14 protein-coding genes are annotated in these 20,357 nt (G+C 37.7%); 2 read left to right on the top strand and 12 right to left on the bottom strand.

The features are described 5' to 3' along the window. Nucleotides 1-43 precede the first annotated feature (43 nt). From CDA10_RS08530 to CDA10_RS08500, 7 genes are all read right to left on the bottom strand, one after another. On the bottom strand, nt 44-1,717 hold the full coding sequence (locus CDA10_RS08530; protein WP_089605209.1) for a long-chain-fatty-acid--CoA ligase: 1,674 nt from the start codon (nt 1,715-1,717) through the stop codon (nt 44-46). Nucleotides 1,718-1,863: 146 nt separating this feature from the next. Beyond that, nucleotides 1,864-4,083: a DNA topoisomerase IV subunit A gene (gene parC / locus CDA10_RS08525; RefSeq protein WP_089605208.1), complete on the bottom strand. Its 2,220-nt coding sequence runs from the start codon at nt 4,081-4,083 to the stop codon at nt 1,864-1,866. 237 nt (nt 4,084-4,320) lie between these two features. After that, nucleotides 4,321-5,640 (bottom strand): niacin transporter NiaP, encoded by a 1,320-nt coding sequence (gene niaP, locus CDA10_RS08520; RefSeq protein ID WP_089605207.1) that lies wholly within the window; start codon nt 5,638-5,640, stop codon nt 4,321-4,323. Between the two features lie 141 nt (nt 5,641-5,781). Next, on the bottom strand, nt 5,782-6,426 hold the full coding sequence (locus CDA10_RS08515; protein ID WP_089605206.1) for a trimeric intracellular cation channel family protein: 645 nt from the start codon (nt 6,424-6,426) through the stop codon (nt 5,782-5,784). 61 nt (nt 6,427-6,487) lie between these two features. Continuing rightward, a complete protein-coding gene (locus CDA10_RS08510) occupies nt 6,488-6,955 on the bottom strand; it encodes a YchJ family protein (RefSeq protein ID WP_089605205.1) in 468 nt (155 codons plus the stop codon). 238 nt (nt 6,956-7,193) lie between these two features. Next, nucleotides 7,194-9,320 carry a bifunctional mannitol-1-phosphate dehydrogenase/phosphatase gene (gene mtlD, locus CDA10_RS08505; RefSeq protein WP_089605204.1) on the bottom strand — a complete coding sequence of 709 codons (2,127 nt, stop codon included), beginning with the start codon at nt 9,318-9,320 and terminating at the stop codon, nt 7,194-7,196. Nucleotides 9,321-9,636: 316 nt separating this feature from the next. Then, nucleotides 9,637-11,226, bottom strand: a complete 1,590-nt coding sequence (locus CDA10_RS08500) for a TerC family protein (RefSeq protein WP_089605203.1) — start codon at nt 11,224-11,226, stop codon at nt 9,637-9,639. 355 nt (nt 11,227-11,581) lie between these two features. Between CDA10_RS08500 and CDA10_RS08495 the strand changes: the two genes are divergently transcribed. After that, a complete protein-coding gene (locus tag CDA10_RS08495) occupies nt 11,582-12,214 on the top strand; it encodes an LOG family protein (RefSeq protein WP_089605202.1) in 633 nt (210 codons plus the stop codon). Between the two features lie 104 nt (nt 12,215-12,318). On the opposite strand, the gene CDA10_RS08490 is transcribed toward CDA10_RS08495, so the two are convergent. Then, nucleotides 12,319-12,660 (bottom strand): GlpM family protein, encoded by a 342-nt coding sequence (locus tag CDA10_RS08490; protein WP_089605201.1) that lies wholly within the window; start codon nt 12,658-12,660, stop codon nt 12,319-12,321. Nucleotides 12,661-12,754: 94 nt separating this feature from the next. After that, on the bottom strand, nt 12,755-13,513 hold the full coding sequence (locus CDA10_RS08485) for a hypothetical protein (RefSeq protein ID WP_089605200.1): 759 nt from the start codon (nt 13,511-13,513) through the stop codon (nt 12,755-12,757). 723 nt (nt 13,514-14,236) lie between these two features. Here CDA10_RS08485 and uvrA point away from each other — a divergent pair. Continuing rightward, nucleotides 14,237-17,068: an excinuclease ABC subunit UvrA gene (uvrA, locus tag CDA10_RS08480; protein ID WP_089605199.1), complete on the top strand. Its 2,832-nt coding sequence runs from the start codon at nt 14,237-14,239 to the stop codon at nt 17,066-17,068. A 196-nt stretch (nt 17,069-17,264) separates the two neighbouring features. Here uvrA and CDA10_RS08475 read toward each other — a convergent pair whose 3' ends face one another. The 3 genes from CDA10_RS08475 to CDA10_RS08465 form a co-directional block, all read right to left on the bottom strand. Beyond that, nucleotides 17,265-17,942: a hypothetical protein gene (locus CDA10_RS08475; RefSeq protein WP_089605198.1), complete on the bottom strand. Its 678-nt coding sequence runs from the start codon at nt 17,940-17,942 to the stop codon at nt 17,265-17,267. A gap of 137 nt (nt 17,943-18,079) precedes the next feature. Then, nucleotides 18,080-18,547 (bottom strand): HIT family protein, encoded by a 468-nt coding sequence (locus CDA10_RS08470; RefSeq protein WP_089605197.1) that lies wholly within the window; start codon nt 18,545-18,547, stop codon nt 18,080-18,082. 59 nt (nt 18,548-18,606) lie between these two features. Next, nucleotides 18,607-20,310 (bottom strand): GGDEF domain-containing protein, encoded by a 1,704-nt coding sequence (locus tag CDA10_RS08465; protein WP_089605196.1) that lies wholly within the window; start codon nt 20,308-20,310, stop codon nt 18,607-18,609. Nucleotides 20,311-20,357: the final 47 nt, after the last annotated feature.

Here is a 20,357-nt window from a genome sequence, read left to right as displayed (position 1 = left end):
AAGCGCCATATTCGGCGCTTTTTCATATTTAATTCTAGATCAATTATTTACGTAAATCTTTACGTAAGATTTTACCTACGTTTGATTTAGGTAATTCATCCATAAATTCAACATAACGTGGGCGTTTATAGCCAGTTAAGTTCTCTTTAGCAAACTCAAGAATTTCTTCAGTTGTTAAAGATGGATCTTTTTTCACAACAAACAATTTTGGTACTTCGCCAGATTTTTCATCCACCACACCAATTGCCGCAACTTCAAGCACTTTTGGATGTGTTGCAATCACTTCTTCAATTTCAGAAGGATAAACGTTAAATCCTGATACCAAAATCATGTCTTTTTTACGATCTACAATTTTGAAATAACCACGAGCATCCATAATACCGATGTCGCCAGTACGGAAATAACCATCTGCCGTCATTACTTTCGCAGTTTCATCAGGACGGTTCCAATAACCTTTCATCACCTGAGGACCACGAATCGAAATTTCACCTTGCTCACCTTGAGCCAAATGATTGCCATCATCATCTAAAATAGCAACATCAGTTAATGGTAATGGAACACCAATCGTACCACTGAATTCAGTTGTTGTTGGTGGGTTTGCAGTTGCAACAGGAGAAGTTTCAGATAGACCATAACCTTCGATAATGATCGTACCTGTTAACTTTTTCCACGCTTCTGCTGTCGATGGTAATACAGCCATACCGCCGCCCATCGCCATTTTCAACTTGCTAAAATCAAGCTGTCTAAATTCTTCGTTATGTACCAATGCATTAAATAATGTATTTACTGCTGGGAAGAAACCAGGCTGATATTTACGTAATTCTTTAATTACTGCAGGTAAGTCACGTGGGTTAGGAATGAGAACGTTCGCCTGACCTTTGTACATACCATAAAGCGCACACACCATGAACGCAAAGATATGGTAAAGCGGTAATGCACAGAAGATACGATCATCTTTTGCACCATCACCTTGTCCAAATTTACTTTGGAAAATACCATCACATTGCAGTAAGTTAGCAACTAGGTTGCGGTGTGTAAGTTCAGCACCCTTAGATACACCTGTAGTACCACCCGTATATTGCAATACAGCAGTATCACTTAAAGTCATACTTGGGCGTTTATAGTTACTTGGGCTGACTTTAGATAATGCAGCATTAAATTTAATGTGCCCAGGGATATTCCACGCTGGAATTTGCTTACGAACACTACGTAGAACAAAGTTAACCAAAGTTCCTTTTAATGTACCAAGCATATCACCAACTGAAGCAACAACCACATGCTTTACTGGTGTTTTACCCAAAATTGCTTGATAAACTGTTGCAAAGTTTTCAACGATAACAAGTGCTTCTGCACCAGAATCGTTAAGTTGATGCTCTAACTCACGTGCAGTATAAAGTGGATTAACATTCACCAATACCAAACCTGCACGGAATACTGCCAAAGCAACAACCGGATATTGAAGAACGTTCGGCATCATCACTGCAACTCGAGAGCCTTTTGCTAAACCAAGGCTTTGAAGATATGCAGCGAATTTACGGCTCGCAAGTTCAAGCTCACTGAATGACAACACTTTATCCATAAAGATAAAGGCATCACGTGAACCAAATTTCTGGAAATTACTTTCAAAAATGTCAATAAGTGAGGTATTTTCCGGCGGCAATTCTACTGTCTCTGGAATCCCAGTTTTTTGGTATTCAGCGAACCAAATCTTTTCCATATGCCACATTCTCCAATCAGTAATCCCTGGTTTTAAACTGTTTTTCAATACTGAACATAATTTTTTAGTTTATTTCTGCTCAATATTACATCCATATTCACGAATACCTCTCATATATAACGTATTTCGATCATTGGATGCTAGTTTTATCTTTGAACCAACAGTCTATTTGCTTTTTGATATCCACGTGGTAGGAGTTGCCCTTTTGAGGCACGTTTACCAACGTATTTTTGCAAATCTTCCCCTTTAAGTTTTAACTGTTGATTCCCTGCAAGCACTTGAATTATTTCATTTAAGTCCACAGTTGTCATGGATAAAATCTGTTCATTGCCTTCAAGTTGTATCAACTTGTTTCCTTTACCTTTATTAAGAATAGGTAATTCCAACAAATCAATTAAAAGTAAGCGTCCTGCCGAGCTGAGTATAGCTAAATGTGTATGATTTTCAATCATTAATAACGGCATGGCCTTGGCATTATCAGCTACAGTTAAGAAGGTTTTTCCTGCTTTTGCATTTGTATCCAACTGTTTCGCAGATGACTTAAAGCCATAGCCTTTAGAACTTACTGCAATAATTTCGTGATCATTCTCGCCAATAATGATTTGAATAAAACCAACCCCATTGGCAGGAGAAAGTTTTGAACTCAGCGGTTCTCCCAAACCTCGTGCCGAAGGTAAGCTGTTAATGGCTAAGGCATAACTACGACCCGTTTCATCTAATATATAAACTTTTTGGTTAGACTTGCCCTGCGCATGACTTAAATATTGATCCCCTGCTCGGAAATTCAGATTTTCAGCATCGACTTCATGACCTTTGGCAGAACGAATCCATCCCGCTTCTGAAAGTACAACGGTTACAGCTTCAGCAGGCATGAGATCTTGTTCACTGATCGCTTGGGCTTCTGAACGTTGTACGATTGGCGAACGGCGATCATCACCAAATTTTTTCGCATCATCTTTTAATTCTTCAATGATCAAAGACTTCAATGATTCTGGGTTTGCAAGCTGTTCACGAATCACAGCGGCTCTCGCTTCTAGTTCTTCTTGCTCACGACGCATTTCCATTTCTTCAAGCTTTGCCAAATGACGTAACTTGAGTTCCAAAATGGCTTCGGCTTGAATTTCATCAATATTAAAACGTGTCATCAACACAGGTTTTGGTTGATCTTCTTCACGAATGATTTTGATCACTTCATCGATATTTAAAAACGCGATGATTAAACCTTGGAGGATATGTAAACGTTTTTCGATCTTATTGAGATGATACTGCAAACGGCGAGTAACGGTATTCTTACGAATTTCAATCCATTCTAATAAAATACGACGAATCGATTTAACTTGTGGACGTCCATCTGCACCAATCATGTTCATATTGACACGATAGCTTGATTCTAAATCCGTGGTTGCAAATAAATGACTCATTACCGCTTCAGCGTCAATACGATTTGAACGTAAAACAATAACTAATCGAGTCGGATTTCGATGATCTGATTCATCACGTAAATCACTGACCAATGGCAATTTTTTTGCCTGCATTTGATCTGCAATTTGAGTGATCACTTTCGAGCCAGAAACTTGATATGGCAACTCAGTGATCACAATTTCATTTTTTTCAATCGTATAGATTGCGCGAGTGCGATAACTACCACGGCCTGTCATTTGAATTTTTAATAATTCTTCAGGCGGCGTAATAATCTCAGCCTTGGTCGGTAAGTCTGGTGCAGGAATATATTCTGCAACTTTTTCATCGGTTAAGTTCGGATTGCGGATCAAAGCAATCGTTCCTTTAATCACTTCACGCAGGTTGTGTGGTGGAATATCTGTTGCCATTCCGACCGCAATACCTGTTGTACCATTTAATAGGATATTCGGTACACGAGCAGGTAAATTCACTGGTTCTTTCATTGAACCATCAAAGTTATCTTGCCAGTCGCATGTCCCTTGACCTAATTCTGCAAGCAATAAATCACTATAAGGGGAAAGCTTGGCTTCTGTATAACGCATTGCTGCGAATGATTTAGGATCGTCAGGTGAACCCCAGTTGCCTTGTCCCTCAATAAATGGATAGCGATAACTAAATGGCTGTGCCATCAATACCATGGCTTCATAACACGCAGAATCGCCATGAGGATGGTATTTACCCAATACATCACCGACGGTACGTGCAGATTTTTTAGGCTTACCACTTGGTTTTAAACCCAGTTCGCTCATTGCAAAGACAATACGGCGCTGTACGGGTTTTAAACCATCACTGATATGTGGCAATGCACGATCCATAATCACGTACATGGCATAGTTTAAATAAGCTTGTTCGGTAAATTCTGCTACGGAACGGTTTTCTGTCGCATGATGCGCAAGGCTTGTCATAACAACCTTTTATCCTAAATAAATTCGTGCTAAATAAATGTTTATATCTAAGTTCTTATGCTAAGTCGCAGAGTCTGACTACACAAGTGCAAGTATGTTCCGCAACGACAATTTACGTCTTTAGATCTTTCTAATGACGTAAAATTATCCATTTTTGGGGAAATGAGCAACTTATTCTTTTTTAATTTCAAAAGTAGTTAACATTGATAGACTATAACTCTTTCTCTTTATGGAGAACTATAGCCCAATCTCTTCCAAAGTTTTGCCTTTGGTTTCCTCACCCAAAACTAAAATCACCGCAGCCACAGCGAAAAGTACCGCAGTAAACATCATAAATACTGCACTAAAGCCATTCGATGCCACCATCATATGCGTCACTACCAAAGGGGCAACAATACCGCCGATACGCCCAATCGCAGATGCCCAACCCGAACCAAAAGCACGAATGTTGGTTGGATACTGTTCAGGTGTATACGTATATAAAACACCCCATGCACCTAAATTAAAGAACGACATTAAACAGCCCCACAGCATAATCATATTGACCGTTGTCGATTGCCCAAAGAAATAAGCCGAAACAGCACACATGCCAATAAAACCTGCCAATGTCGCTTTACGCCCCAGTTTTTCCACCAACCAAGCAGCAACAACATAACCAGGCAGTTGAGCCAAAATCATACCCAACACATATTCAAATGACTGCACAATACTGTAGCCCTGTTTGACCAAAAGGCTCGGTAACCACGTAAAAATTCCGTAATAAGAAAACACGATTCCAAACCAAATCAACCATAGCATAAGAGTACGTTTAGCAAATGGATTTGACCAAAGCTGCGAAAAAGAAACACTTTGCTTCTCAGCAACAGGTTTAACTTCGATCGTGTCTATCACCTCTACACCACATTGACGTTCTAACTTTTGTACCAATGCATGCGCTTCTTGAATACGACCACGATTAATCAAATAGGGAACAGATTCAGGAACTTTCTTTAAAATCATAAACACATAAAGTGCAGGTAAACCACCAATTAAAAAGGCGATATGCCAACCATAATCTGGAATCACAAAATAAGAAATAAGAGCGGCAACTAGCCAGCCTAAACCCCAAAAACTTTCTAAAAGAACAATAAAACGACCACGCACTTGCGCAGGAATATATTCACTGACCAATGTTACTGCAACAGGAAGCTGCCCACCTAAACCTAAGCCAACAATAAAGCGGAACACCAAGAGCCATGTTAAATTCGGTGCAAAAGCACATAAAGCGGTAGCAATACTATAAGTGACTAAGGTAATCGCAAAAACCGTTCGCCGACCAATTTTATCTGCGAGCCCACCAGAGAATACTGCGCCAATCGCCATTCCAACAAAACCGATCGACACCACCCAACCTTTTTCAGTCGGTGACATCTGCCACTCTTCAGCCATCTTGGTGAGAATAAACGAGATGAGACCGGTATCCATCGCATCAAACATCCACCCCAACCCGATCACCCAGAGCAAAGTATAGTGAAATTTGCCAATCGGTAAGCGTTGTACTCGCGAAACTAAGTCCATAACATTGCTCTGTGTAAGATGAAAAATGGAGATACTGCTTTCACAACAGGACTTCTAATTTTATTTGTTATTGTGATGATCTTGCTAACAAGATCATCTATTCAATGGTAAATTTAAAAATTAAGTGTTTTATTTTTTACATCAAGTCTCATCTTTTGAAGATGCAGAGTGAGCATCATCATCTTTATAAATAAATTTAGGCATTTCCAAACCAAAATAAATCGCGATACAACGTAGTGCAAACCCAAACACCAAAGTTGAAATCACAGTTATTTCAAGTGATAACCCCACATCGATACAGAACCAATAAAAAATCACAGCAACAAAAGAAATTGAAGCATAAAGCTCACGACGGAATACTAAAGGAACATCATTACATAAAATATCACGTAAAATTCCGCCTGATACTCCTGTCAAAACACCTGCAACTGCTGAAACAACAAAGCCATGTCCCATTTGCAAGGCAATTTGGCAACCAATGATGGTGAAGCCAATCAAACCTAAAGCATCGAGTAATAAGAAAATAGAATGTAAATGTTTCATCCATTTGGCAATTAAAATTGTAACAAATGCGGCACAACACGTTAGCACCAAGTATTCAGGATGTTTAACCCAAGTGAGTGGGTAGTGTCCCAATAAAACATCGCGGACTGAACCGCCACCAAGTGCGGTGACGCAAGCAATCAAAACCACCCCAAACCAGTCCATACTACGTCGTCCTGCGGATAACGCTCCTGTCATAGCTTCAGCTGTAATTGCAATAATATAAATAATCGTGAGTAACATTTCCCTTCATCCACTGATGGGTAAAAGATGCGCGCTATTTTAAGGCATCTTTAGAAAAAAACTATAGATATTGCGCACAACATTGTTTAAATTTTTTGGTTGATCCACAAATACATGCCTGTTTCATGGTGACCTGCTGATTTGTCGTAGGATCTAAGAAGTACCAAGTATCTTCATGTTGTACAAAGTGCGAAACCTCATGATGGATTTGGGCTTGTTTACCATCATGGTAATGTGCTTTAAATTCAACTTGTGCATGATTTTTATCTATTTTTTCATTTGATTGAACCACTTCGAGTTTTAACCATTGATTGGCTTTGCTCCAATCTGTAATGGCTTTAACATCTAAAGCTCGTTGCTGCCCTATTGCAGTGGTTTTCACAATATAATCAATTTCATGCTTAGCAAATGCGCTATAACGGGAACGCATCAAGTGTTCAGCTGTTTGGGCTTTATCATTACCTAAGTGCAATGGTTGACAACATTCTGAATATTGTGCTGAACCACAAGGACAAGTTTGATCTGACATCCGAAATCCACATACCCATATTTAACCAACTTTAGCTTAGCAAAATCAAAAATATGCTTCAGCTATATTCGACATTTTTCTTTGCTCTATCTAGATTATTTTTAGCGATGATACATCCCTCATCGATCTTGTATCACCGCAAGTATTTCATCTATTCACTTGTTATAGATCGGTTGCCTGCCCTCTTTTAAGGCTCTTCTGATTCACTTTTTGATTCCGCTTTGGATCTAAGCCTGATTTAATTTAAATCTAAGTCATTCAATAACATAAAACCCGAAATACTAATTTTTCCCGAATCAATAAGTTCAACAGATTCGTAAATGATGTCCATTAAATATTTCTGATCACGGTCTTGTAGAGGTAAAAGCCCTATTTGTTGTTTTAAATGCTGTTGTATGTCTAAACCTGATGATTGGTCATTCTGAGTCGCATAAACATAGCCCAATACAGCACCTTTGAGTAAAGCACCAAATGCTAAATGATGTTCAATATTATAACTCAGTGATGCAAATACTCGCTCTTGAGCTTGCAGTTTCCGTAAAGGATCTCGAGCAACACGCTCACATGGATCTTTATAGGCAAATTGACATGAATCTAAAAAACTTTGTGCTAAACGATTGAGTTCTGAACGGCGCGTTGGCATTTGCTCAGACAATCCTATTTTGACCTCCGCAACCAATTTTTCAATAAGCGCTCGAACTTGCGTATCTCCCATGGCGATACCAATCGTTGAATGACCGAGTAAGCTTGCGTACCAAGCCATCATGGCATGAATGCCATTCCAAAGTCGGCTTTTAATCGTCTGAATATCTTTAATTTGATCAACGAGCACCATTTGACGCATTTTTTGCAACAGTGGGCTATTATTTTCCACATAAATCGGCATATCAATTTCAGCATTGAATAATATCAAATCCATATTTTGTAAAATATGACCTGACTGAAAATTTTGACGCATGTCTTCTATATAAATATTTGCTTGTTGTTGTTGCACTAAATTTAATTTCGTCGCATCTTCTATATCAACCTGATTACTATCATCATCTATTTGATATTGTTTAAAAATATTGTATTTAATATTCAACTGACGATATAGGTTCTGATCTGTAAGTTTTGAAACCATTCGGTTCACAACCGTATCACAAAAATAATTTTGCCCAAGAATAATATCGACAACCGTAGAATTTGTGATTGTCGTTAAAGCTTCACGCACAGCTTTGAGTAATAACTGTTTTGCTCCGATCTTATTTAAAATAATCAGCACGGTTAAGGGGCTTGTTACTTGCATATCTTGAGCAACATAACGTGCATATAATCCTTGGGCAATTGCAGTGGCTTCAGTTTTGATTGCACTTTCAGGCAAACAAATCGCAACTAAAACAGACTCGGTATACATTTCTTGGATATGTTGAATATTTTCAGCATCAATGATATTCATATTTTCAATGCGTTCGTCATAAGACAATTGTCCATAACGAATACAGTAGCTGCCAAACGCATTGACTGCTGAACGAAATAAGGTATTTCGTGTAGAAGCATACATTCTTTTAGGGCGAGTATAGCCGTCCCAATGTGAAAAAATTTGCGCTAAGTAACCGCCACCAATCGCACCAAAACCATGAATACCTACACTCAGCTGATTTAAGGTTTGTGGAAATGCTTCTGGTACTTTCGGCATATCTAAGTGTGCTGTATATGTATCTAGCACGTCTAAATAATCATACATACACTCATAATAATAGTCAGCATGTGACAGCATAGCTTCATTGGGTGCTTTAATATCTTTGAATAGCACACAAATCCCCCCTGCATCATGTGCAGAACGAATACCATTTTCAGAGTCTTCAAACATCAAACAATCTTGCGGTGCTAAATTTATTTTTTCTGCTGCACGAAGAAAAATTTCAGGATGAGGTTTTCCCTGCTCAACCTCATCACCACAGACCAGAACATCAAAGAACTTATAAACATTGGCATTAATCAGATATTCTTCTGCAATTGCACGGCGACTAGATGTCGCAACAGCCATACGTAGCCCTGACTTACGTAGTCGTTCTAAAACTTGTAATAAACCCTTTTTAATCGGTACACCAAACTGACGCACAGCTTCTAGTTCAAGCGCATCTGCACGTTTTCGAATCTCGGTATACGGAATGTCCTCGGTATATTCTTGCTGTGCGAGTTTGAGTGCACTACTTGCACTTAAACCCAAACACGCCATGAGATAAGTGTCTGAAAACTCGACCCCAATCAGCTCTTTCGATGCTTGCTTGAGTGTTTGAAAACGCAATCGTTCAGTATCAAACATTGTGCCATCCATATCAAAAATTGCACCATGAACAATATTGTTTTTAAACTTGAGCATTGAGAATCCTAGTGATTAGTCTTTGGCACAAGCCTATATAAAAATAGAACTAAATTACGGAATGTTAATTTATGAAACAATTTCGACTAAATATTAAGCACAAAAGAGTCTTTTCACTCCTTATTTGTGTTTAATGAATGTGGTTGTGTAACTGAAATGTATTTATTGACACAATATTTAGACGTATCACACATTTAGATCGAATAAAAATCGGTGAGATAAAGTATGAAAATAAATCAAAATTACTTTTTAAAACCAATAAAAAAACCTGTCATTTGACAGGTTTTAATAGATTTCTTCTACTCAAAATCAATCTTTACTCATCATCTTTAGAAGGTTTAAGCGCCATGATATGTACCTTCTCAATCTTATGGCCATCCATTGTGACCACTTCAAACACATAACCATCTGCTTGAAGTTTTTGACCATTTTCAGGCAAACGCCCTAAATGAAATAAGATATAGCCTGAAAGTGTAGAATATTGTTCAGTTTCATCGACTAAATCACGGCCTAAAAGCAAGGATACATGGCGAATATCAGTTGAGCCTTCAAGTATCAATGAGCCATCAGCAAGACTTTCTGCAGCATTTTCTAACTCATCTTCATCAGGAAACTCTCCTGCAATGGCTTCCAATACATCAATTGGCGTTGCAATTCCTTCAATAGAACCATACTCATTGAGGACAATAGCCATTTGAAGAGGTGCTTGTCGAAGCTGCTCCATGACCATGAGCACTTGTGCATTTTCATGCACAATGACAGGTTCACGTAAATGCTTTTCCAAGTCTAGAACACCTGTTTCAATGTAATCATTTAAAACTTTATGCGTCAGAACTACACCCGCAATATTATCAAGTTCACCATGCGCAACGATTAAACGAGAATGCGTCATCGACATTAAATTTTCTTTGATTGAAACAGCATCATCATCTAAATCAATCCATTCCAACTCAGGGCGTGGTGTCATGACTGACTTCACAGGGCGTTCAGATAAGCCTAAAACACCTTGAACCATGACACTATGATATACGCCATTTTCAGGGTCAAACATCTCATCTGCCAACGCTTGAGTTGCAAGCACATTATCAGATTTATGGTTTTGATTATCTGACGTACTCAGACTTTTTCCACCTAACATTCTCATCACAGCGGAAGCTGTACGGAAACGTAAATCAGTCGTTGTCACGGTTTTTTCTTGGTTTTTACGCATGGTTTGGTTAAAGAACTCAATCGTGACAGAGAAACCAATCGCTGCGTATAAATAACCTTTAGGAATGTGATAACCAAAGCCTTCTACGATGAGCGAGAAACCAATCATCATCAGGAAACATAAGCATAAAATTACAATGGTTGGATGCTTATTCACAAATTCCATCAGTGGTCTTGAAGCCCACAGCATGACCCCCACGGCAATCACGACGGCAATCATCATCACCGAAAGTTGTTTCACCATACCTACAGCAGTGATAACACTATCTAAAGAAAAAACTGCATCTAAAACAACAATTTGAACAATAACCATCCAAAAAGCTGCATGTACTGGATTTTCTTCTTTAATTTGTCCCTGACCTTCTAACTGTTCACGCAGCTCCATTGTCCCTTTGAACAATAAAAATGCGCCTCCGAACAATAAAATTAAATCACGTCCAGAAAATGAATGATCGAAGATATTAAATAAAGGCTGCGTTAAGGTAATGACCCATGCGATAGATACCAATAACACCATTCGCATACACAACGCTAATAAAAGCCCGAGAATACGTGCTTTATTACGCTGTTCTGGTGGTAATTTTTCCGCAAGGATAGCAATAAATACGAGGTTATCTATTCCTAAAACAATTTCGAGAATGACTAAAGTTGCGAGACCAACCCATGCAGATGGATCAGACATCCATTCGAGTATCATTGATCCAACTCCATTGCGTTTGATTCTGATTTTGCTGTAAAAATAGAAGATTTGAAGTGAAACTTCAGCAGGTTTTGTACTTTTATTATGTCGAAAAATTGAGCACTTTCTAAGCGACTACAACCACTACCCATGTTGATTCATTTGTTGATAAACAAGCGTTCAGTATAGGCAATTCGAATAAAAATTTCATCTTTTTTATGTTGATTTATATGAACTAGACTGAGGCTTAAACACTACAAAAAGTTGCAAAATCTAACAGCAATAACCTGTGATTGTCATATTTTCGTCTTAGATGTGCCTTAAAGTAGTGTCAAGTATAAGAACATGATAAGTTAAGGTGAAAAAATAATTTATGAATAGTGTATTACCTGTAATGATGAATGAATCGTTTGAACCAGATCAATCCAATCAAAAAACAACTCAAACCCTCATCGCGCTCTATTGTGGCTCTCGATTTGGAAATAAACCCATTTATAAAGAAAAAGCCATTCACCTCGCACAAAGTATTGCTGAACAAGGGTTTGGTATTGTCTACGGTGGAGCAAGCATTGGTTTAATGGGACAAGTCGCAGATACAGTAACTGAATATGGTGGTGAAGTCGTCGGTGTCATTCCAGAGTTTATGTTGGACTATGAAATTGCGCATAACACATTGACCGAACTGCATATTGTACAAACCATGCATGAGCGCAAAGCCATGATGGCGGAACGTGCGAGTGCTTTTGTTGCGCTACCAGGTGGTCTCGGCACTTTTGAAGAGATTTTAGAAGTTGCCACTTGGGGGCAATTGAATCAGCATCAGAAACCAATGATGCTGTATAACGTCAATGGTTTTTATGACCATATGATTGCACAACTTGATCATGCCGTAGAAGAAGGTTTTTTACCTCCTCAGCATCGTGCCAAACTGATTGTCTGTAACCATGCGGATCAAATTATCAATGCAATTAAAAGTTTGAAATCCCCAAAACAATTTATTGCATAAGCAGCATTAGTATTTTAAATTCATTCGCCCTTGTAAAAGGGCTTTTTTATGATGATATCCATTTTTGTCAAAATAGAATGATTCTTTTAATTTTTGAACACACATCAATGTTGAAATATTTGCCAGCCATAAATCAAACCTGCTGCTGCAATCCCCCAACACACTGTTGCCACACCTAAACACGACCACATCGAAAGTTTGGTTGCCAATAAATAAACCAATAACAAATAAATGAAATAAGGAATTAAAGACCACAAACCAAATAATGCCGTTTGTTTCAGTGCTTCTGCGCCTCTTTCTTGCGCAACAATCACATGGGCAATAAGAGCAAATGTAGGAAATAAAGGCACTAAGCCCGCGATATAAAATGCCTTACTTTTGGAAAGTATCGAAATCAATAAAACAACCGCAGCACCTAAAGCACATTTCAAAAATAGAGACAGCATAAAAAACTCTGTACTGGTAGAAGTAACAGAGTTTACGCCAAGTCTAAAAAATTAAAATTAAATTCAAATGAAAGTTATTCGAATATAGCCATCATTAAAAGCGATGATGGCGTAGTTTATTGCGATAAATAAAGGCAAAACAAGCAAATGCCAATGCAATACCCAAAGCCCAAATCAGTTTAAAATTGGAACGTGTCATGCTCATATCTGAGCGATAAGTACTTTCAGAAATCATTGGTTTTACTGAGTTTGAATGATCGGTGACTAAAACACGATTAAAATCCAACTCATTCAATTGTGTAGGTTTTTCACCTTTACCCACCAAAACATAAGCAGCCACAATATTAAAATCTATAGGGTTTTGAACCGCTATTTTTACTTTTGTCGCTTCATAGCTATTGTATTCAGGAATCCAATCATTGACTTGGCTATAAATACGAATGGTATCTCCTTCTTCCAAAATTGGATCTTCTATTTTTTGCTCTGTTTCTTTTTCAATAAATTGTCTTAATTGTTTAAATTGATTGAGGGAATAATAATGTGTTTCAGGCAGCTCTTCAGCAACCAATTGTTTGGTAATTATATGCTCGCTGGCATTGGCTTTATTTAATAAACCTTGATTTTCGATGAGAAAATCAACTTTAGAAGTCGGTCCTGGATAATTCTGCTTCCCAATCAAATAAACAGCTGTCCAAATTTGATCGCTTGCTTGAACATTTTCCAATTCAACTTCGTAGCGTTGTTCTGGTTTAATTTTTAGAATTTGCTGGAATATAACTTGCGAGCTCTCTTCAGCTAGCGCATAGCTAGAAAATGTACAACAAATCACCACCATGATTTTCCGTATATCCATTTCCCACCCCACAAATGTGATTTTATTTACATATTTTACACAACTTACACCATATGTCACAGCAATATTATCTAACGATTATTCTTTTTTTTATGAATGATGTCTTGAACCATTCATAAAAATTTGCTAATCGCATAACGATATGACCTGATATGCAAATATTCATATTTAAATGGACGAATGAATTTTCTTCATACCCATAAATCAATTTGCATAAATTCAAATACAATCACTTAATTTAATTAAATTTTCTAAAAGAATTTTCATCTATATAGCTTTACTATTGATGATTGCTCAAAAGTTGTATATCCCTATTTTTAAGTATTTTATTTTCAATCTAAGCACAGTAAATGTGTCAAACCACTCAGAAAATAGCTCAATAAAATGCTCAAATCACAATAATGTGACGTGTGTCATTGTGAAATAATTTTTATAAAAATTCAGTACCAATCCATTTTGGATGATTAATATTTTTGATTTGATCAGTATTTATTTTTTAATTAATTTTAATAAGACTATATAGAGATATAACTTAGTGAAAATCACTTAACGTCTAAATCAAGTGCTCCATAACAATTTGTTATTCTTCATTAAAGTAAGATAGTGACGTGTTTCATCATTTAAGAGACACAAATTGTCGCTAAAAAATTAATTTTTACAGCTTGAACAAAATTAAATCGCTATCATATACCACTTTAATTTGCATAATTTCGAGAAAGTTGTATGAGCCAAAGTCATATCCGTATTCGAGGCGCACGAACCCATAATTTAAAAAACGTGTCACTCGATATTCCACGCGACAAGTTTGTGGTAATTACGGGACTCTCAGGCTCAGGGAAGTCGTCACTGGCTTTTGATACTTTATATGCAGAAGGTCAACGTCGTTATGTGGAATCTTTGTCTGCCTATGCACGACAGTTCCTATCACAGATGGAAAAACCTGAAGTAGACTCGATCGAAGGCTTAAGCCCTGCGATTGCAATTGAACAAAAATCAACAAGTCATAACCCACGCTCAACCGTGGGAACCATCACCGAAATTTACGATTATTTACGCTTACTTTATGCACGCGTGGGGACACCGTATTGCCCTGAACATGATTTACCGATGGTGGCTCAAACTGTATCTGAAATGGTCGATGCAGTTAAAGCCCTTGATGAAGGAACTGCGTTGATGTTGCTCGCTCCTGTGGTGCGTGAGCGTAAAGGTGAATATAGCAACTTGTTTGAACAGTTGCAGAGTCAAGGCTTTGTTCGTGCACGTGTCGATGGCGAAGTGATTGATATTGATACGCCACCTGAGCTAGACAAGAAGAAAAAACACACCATTGAAGTAGTGGTCGATCGATTTAAAGTACGTGATGATTTAGGCAACCGTATTGCAGAATCTTTTGAAACAGCACTGCGTTTAGGTGGTGATATTGCTGTTTTATCTTGGATGAATGGCGAACATCCTGAACGTGTTTTTTCAGCAAAACACTCTTGCCCTCAATGTGACCGTGCAGTTGCAGAATTAGAGCCTCGTCTATTTTCATTCAATAACCCATTTGGCGCATGCCCTGTCTGTGACGGTTTAGGGACACGTAGTCATTTTAGTGCTGAAAAATTAATTCCAAGTCCTGATGTTTCTATCAGCCAAGGTGCAATCCGAGGTTGGGACAGACAACGTCCGTATTATTACGGCATGATTCAAAAAGTCGCTGAGCATTTTGGCTTTTCTTTGGATACGCCTTGGAATGAATTGGACGCAGATACCAAGAAGAAATTTCTATATGGTACGGGTAAAGAAAAAGTTGATTTAAGTTATATCGATGAACGTGGTCGTAAGCATAGCCGTGTACAACCTTTTGAAGGGATTTTGCCACATTTAGAACGTCGCTATCGTGAAACCGAATCAAATTATGTACGTGATGATTTGGCACAATATTTATCCAATGCCGCTTGTGATGCCTGCGGTGGATCACGTCTAAATGAAATTTCACGCCACGTTCGTGTCAAAGACAAAACCATTGCTCAAATTACCAAAATGTCGATTGGTGATGCAGCAAGTTATTATCTAGATTTGAATCTTGATGGTGCAAAAGGTGAAATCGCCGATAAAATTTTTAAAGAAATCCGTGAACGTTTACATTTCTTAGTTTCTGTTGGTTTGAATTATTTAAGTCTCTCTCGTTCAGCAGAAACCTTATCTGGCGGTGAAGCACAGCGTATTCGTCTCGCTTCACAAATCGGTGCAGGTTTGATGGGGGTGATGTATGTCCTCGATGAACCATCCATTGGTCTGCATCAACGTGATAATGATCGTCTATTGGAAACTTTAGTCCGTTTACGTGATTTGGGTAATACCGTTTTGGTCGTCGAGCATGATGAAGATGCCATTCGTGCAGCGGATCATATTATTGATATTGGCCCAGGCGCAGGTATTCATGGTGGTCATGTGATTGCTGAAGGGACTTATGATGAAATCCTTGCCAATAATGAATCACTTACGGGTCAGTATTTATCAGGCAAATTGAAAATTGAAGTACCGAAAAAACGTACTGAACCGCCAAAGCCTGAAGAACAAATTAAACTGATGGGTGCTGCGGGTCATAATCTACAAAATGTAGATTTAGTCATTCCTTTAGGTGTGATGACTTGTGTTACTGGTGTCTCTGGTTCGGGTAAATCGACGCTGATTAATCGTACTTTATTGCCTTTGGCTGCAACACAGCTGAATGGTGCGACCACTTTAACTGCTGAAAAATTTGATTCGATTGATGGTCTACAATTCCTTGATAAAGTAGTTGATATTGACCAAAGTCCGATTGGGCGTACACCTCGTTCTAACCCTGCAACTTATACAGGTTTATTTACCCCGATTCGTGAATTATTTGCACAAACACCTGAAGCCAAAGCGCGTGGTTATGCTGCGGGTCGTTTCTCGTTTAACGTGAAAGGTGGTCGTTGTGAAGCCTGTGAAGGTGACGGCATGATCAAAGTCGCGATGCACTTCTTACCTGATATGTATGTGCCTTGTGATAACTGTCATGGTGAACGTTATAACCGTGAGACTTTAGAAGTAGGTTATAAGGGTAAGAATATTTCTGATGTACTGAATATGACCGTTGAAGATGCGATGCATTTCTTTGATGCGATTCCTGTCATTCACCGTCGTTTAGAAACGCTGAATCAAGTCGGTTTAGGTTATATTCGTCTAGGTCAGTCTGCAACTACACTGTCTGGTGGTGAAGCGCAGCGTGTGAAATTGGCACGTGAATTGGCCAAACGTGATACAGGTAAAACGTTGTACATTTTGGATGAACCAACCACAGGTCTACATTTCCACGATATTGCCAAACTGCTAGATATTCTTCATGAGTTACGTAATAAGGGCAATACCATTGTGGTGATTGAGCACAATTTGGATGTGATCAAGACTGCGGACTGGGTGATTGATTTAGGCCCTGAAGGTGGTGCAGGTGGTGGGATGATTATTGCGGAAGGTACACCTGAGCATGTAGTGAAATCTAAAGTTTCACATACAGCTAAGTTTTTGAAGCCGTTGTTGAAGTAATACGATTTAATCCTCCCCTTGCGGAGCATACTCCTCACCTTTTAAAAAGGAAGGAGTTCCCATTATTGGTCAAATGGTGTTCCCCTCTTTATCAAAGAGGGGTTAGGGGAGATTCTTCGATGAATAACGACTAAATTACTCTTAACTGACTGGCATTAATCGTAAGTGTCCTTTTCCTCTATCATATGGCTCAGGATTAAAAACATAAATTAAGCTGCTTTGTGCTAACTAGATTTTTATAAAGAATAATTCTAAACTTTCTCCAAGTTCTAAGTTGCTCTAGCTGTATTTTTGCATCAATCTCATCAAAAAGAGAGTTTTGCACATTATAAATATTTTGAAATATTTGCCCACTTCGATAAAACCATGAATAAGACATATTCATATATTGTGCTGTTTGAATACGTGAAGTATTAAAGCTATGAGATAAAAGTAGAAATGCTGAAAGTTTTGAATAACCTAACAGCTCAATTTTTTGATTAAAATCTTGTTCATATTCTTGTTGTTCTTCTAATTTTTCAAGTTGTTTCAGTGGTTCCAAATATTCATCTGCAAACAATACTTTTAAAACAGGATGTTCATTTTCTTCAAAAGAATTCTGAACATAAGGTTGATCTATTTGGACACCATATTTCACATTTTTCTCAGAGTACTGGACTAATTTTTTATCTATTGCTCCGTATAAATATTTCCAATCTCCCTCATTATCAATCTGGAAGAATTCACTCAATTTCCAGCTTTCACATGTAAATAACCATGCCTCAATCATTACATCTTCAACACTATGCTCCCCAGAACGATTAGCAATATTGTTCCAAAGTGACTGTCTTTTTTGAATCTCTTCATAAATTTGTAATTGGTATATTTTGTTCATATCAATTCATTTAAACTCATAAATATTCTACTAATTTAGTTTTATTTGAATTATTTTAAAATATGAAGGTCTTCATTTCAAAAACTGACTGAAGAAATACTAAATATGACCAATATTTCTTAAACAAGAAATTTTCATTATTCCCTCCCCCTAATCCTTTCAGCCAACAACTTCAACTCATCATCATCCGCTCGCTGAAAATCATGTGAGGAAATATAACCTTCATACTGCTCAAAATATTTATCGACATTCGAGTTCACAGCTTGCCAGTTTTCGTGCACTTGTTTAGTACCATGCATTGGAAATAATTTGGCATGAACATGATCTACACCAAAACCCTCAAATACCATTGCGGTACGTCCAACATCCTCAAAAAAACCATCTAACTTTCGCGCAACTTTCTTTGAATATAAAACCAAATCACTGAGTACATCATCACCCAAATCAAATGCATAACTTGAATAATGCTGTTTCGGAATAACCACAGTCGCGCCTAAAGTATTGGGAAATATTGTAAGGAATGCCATAAAATCATCATTATTATCAATCAGGTGATATGGTAATTCATTGTTTATTATTTTGCAAAAGATACAATTTTCACTCATCTTATTTATTCCATAAAAATTTTAGAATGGCTCAATCAAATGTGAATAGACCAGAGCAATCATCCCACTGCTTTGTTTCTACCTTGTGCTTTCGCTCTAAATAACGACTCATCAGCCTTATTAAATAACTCTTTCCAATTATCAGCTCCAGTCGCAACACCAATACTGACTGAAACCCTTAATTTCTCTGAAGAAGCAGGTAAATCAATTCGCAATCGTGAAACATCCGCCAAAATACTTTCCGCTATCTGCATCGTCCAATCAAGTTGAGATTTTGCCAATAAAATCAAAAACTCATCTCCACCAAAACGTACAATTAAATCCAAATGTGAAATATTTGTTTTTAGACATTCCGCAATTTCCATAATGACCATATCACCCAATGTATGTCCAAATTGATCATTCACCACTTTAAAATTATCGATATCTAAGACGATTAAACTAAACTGTCTAAAATCACTCTTTTTTGTATCAATATCTTTGAGATAAGCGTCCAAAGCAAGCCGGTTGGAAACACCTGTCAAACTATCCGTATTTGCCATTCCTTTTAATTGAAACTCAAATGCATCACGCTGTTTCAACATTTCTTTTAGTTTATGAATGGCATCATATAAAGTATAAGTATCATTGCTTTGAATTGATGCAGTTTCATCATGAACATGAGATAAATCTACAATGGTATTGCGTGCTTCAATAAGCGGTTCGAGTAGTTTTTTTCGGATGTACAGCATCGTAAAAAAGATAACAGCCAATGAGATCAATGAAATCAAAAGTGTCAAAACAAATTGTCTTTGGGCAATACGCATTTCCTTGAGTGCTACTTGTGCATGTGTGTCCAATAAATAGGTTTGTAAATTGATGACTGTCGTAAATTTATCAACCAATGCTTCAGTCAGTTGATTGGCTTTCATAAAGTACGGTTGGTCAGTTCTACTTTCATTCAGCAAACGCTTGACCATAGGAATTGCTTGATCAATAAATTGGTATTTTACGGCTTGATGTAAATTCGTATATTCATCGGTTTTTAATTCTTCTGGCTGGATCGAATCTGTTAATCGCCACAAATATTTCGCCTGCTCCTGAGCCTGTAAAGACCGCGCAGCATTGTATTCAGAAATTTTTTCAGAAAAGCTTAATGGAGCCATAATATTAGATCCAATTCTCCCAGCCTGATCTCTCAAATCTGCCAATAACAAAACCATCGTGGCATAATTTGTAACTTCGCTATTCTTATGTTTTGATTCAATCACAAGCTGCCTAAAAATTACTCTACAGCTATCCCATGCAGCAAACATCCCGAGTATTGCATCATCCATCTGTCCAGATGTACGTGCTTCTTTCGCTAAAAAAATATAATCATCGATCTGCTTACGTGCAATCAGTAAATCAGCACGAAGTTGCACATCAACTTGTTTTGCTAAATCATAATAACCAGCCTGATTTAAGGTCTTAACCGTTAAATCAATTTGCTGATTTACGCCTTGGCGATATTTCTGTAATTCTTTGAATTTAATAACGGAATCTTCAGCCGTCTCTGCTGACATTGCCTTATTAGACGGCGCTCTTTCACGGGAAATTTTATTGGAGGTTTCAGCAAAAATACGTAGATTATGAATATCGATCAATGCTTGTTTTGACTGAAGATAATCGCGATAGCCATTCACAATTTGAGGCACAGCAATCAACAATACAGATAAAATTACCACCGTCATGAGAAAGAGTAATCGTGCACTAATCTGCTCTGAACGTAATTCCCGCGTCATAATTACGACCCCATTAAAACCCTAGGTGGTGTTTTAAAAAGTATGCT

Origin of the sequence: Acinetobacter piscicola (genome assembly GCF_002233755.1) — a bacterium.
Lineage (GTDB): Bacteria > Pseudomonadota > Gammaproteobacteria > Pseudomonadales > Moraxellaceae > Acinetobacter > Acinetobacter piscicola.
This window is presented reverse-complemented; position numbering and strand designations above follow the sequence as displayed.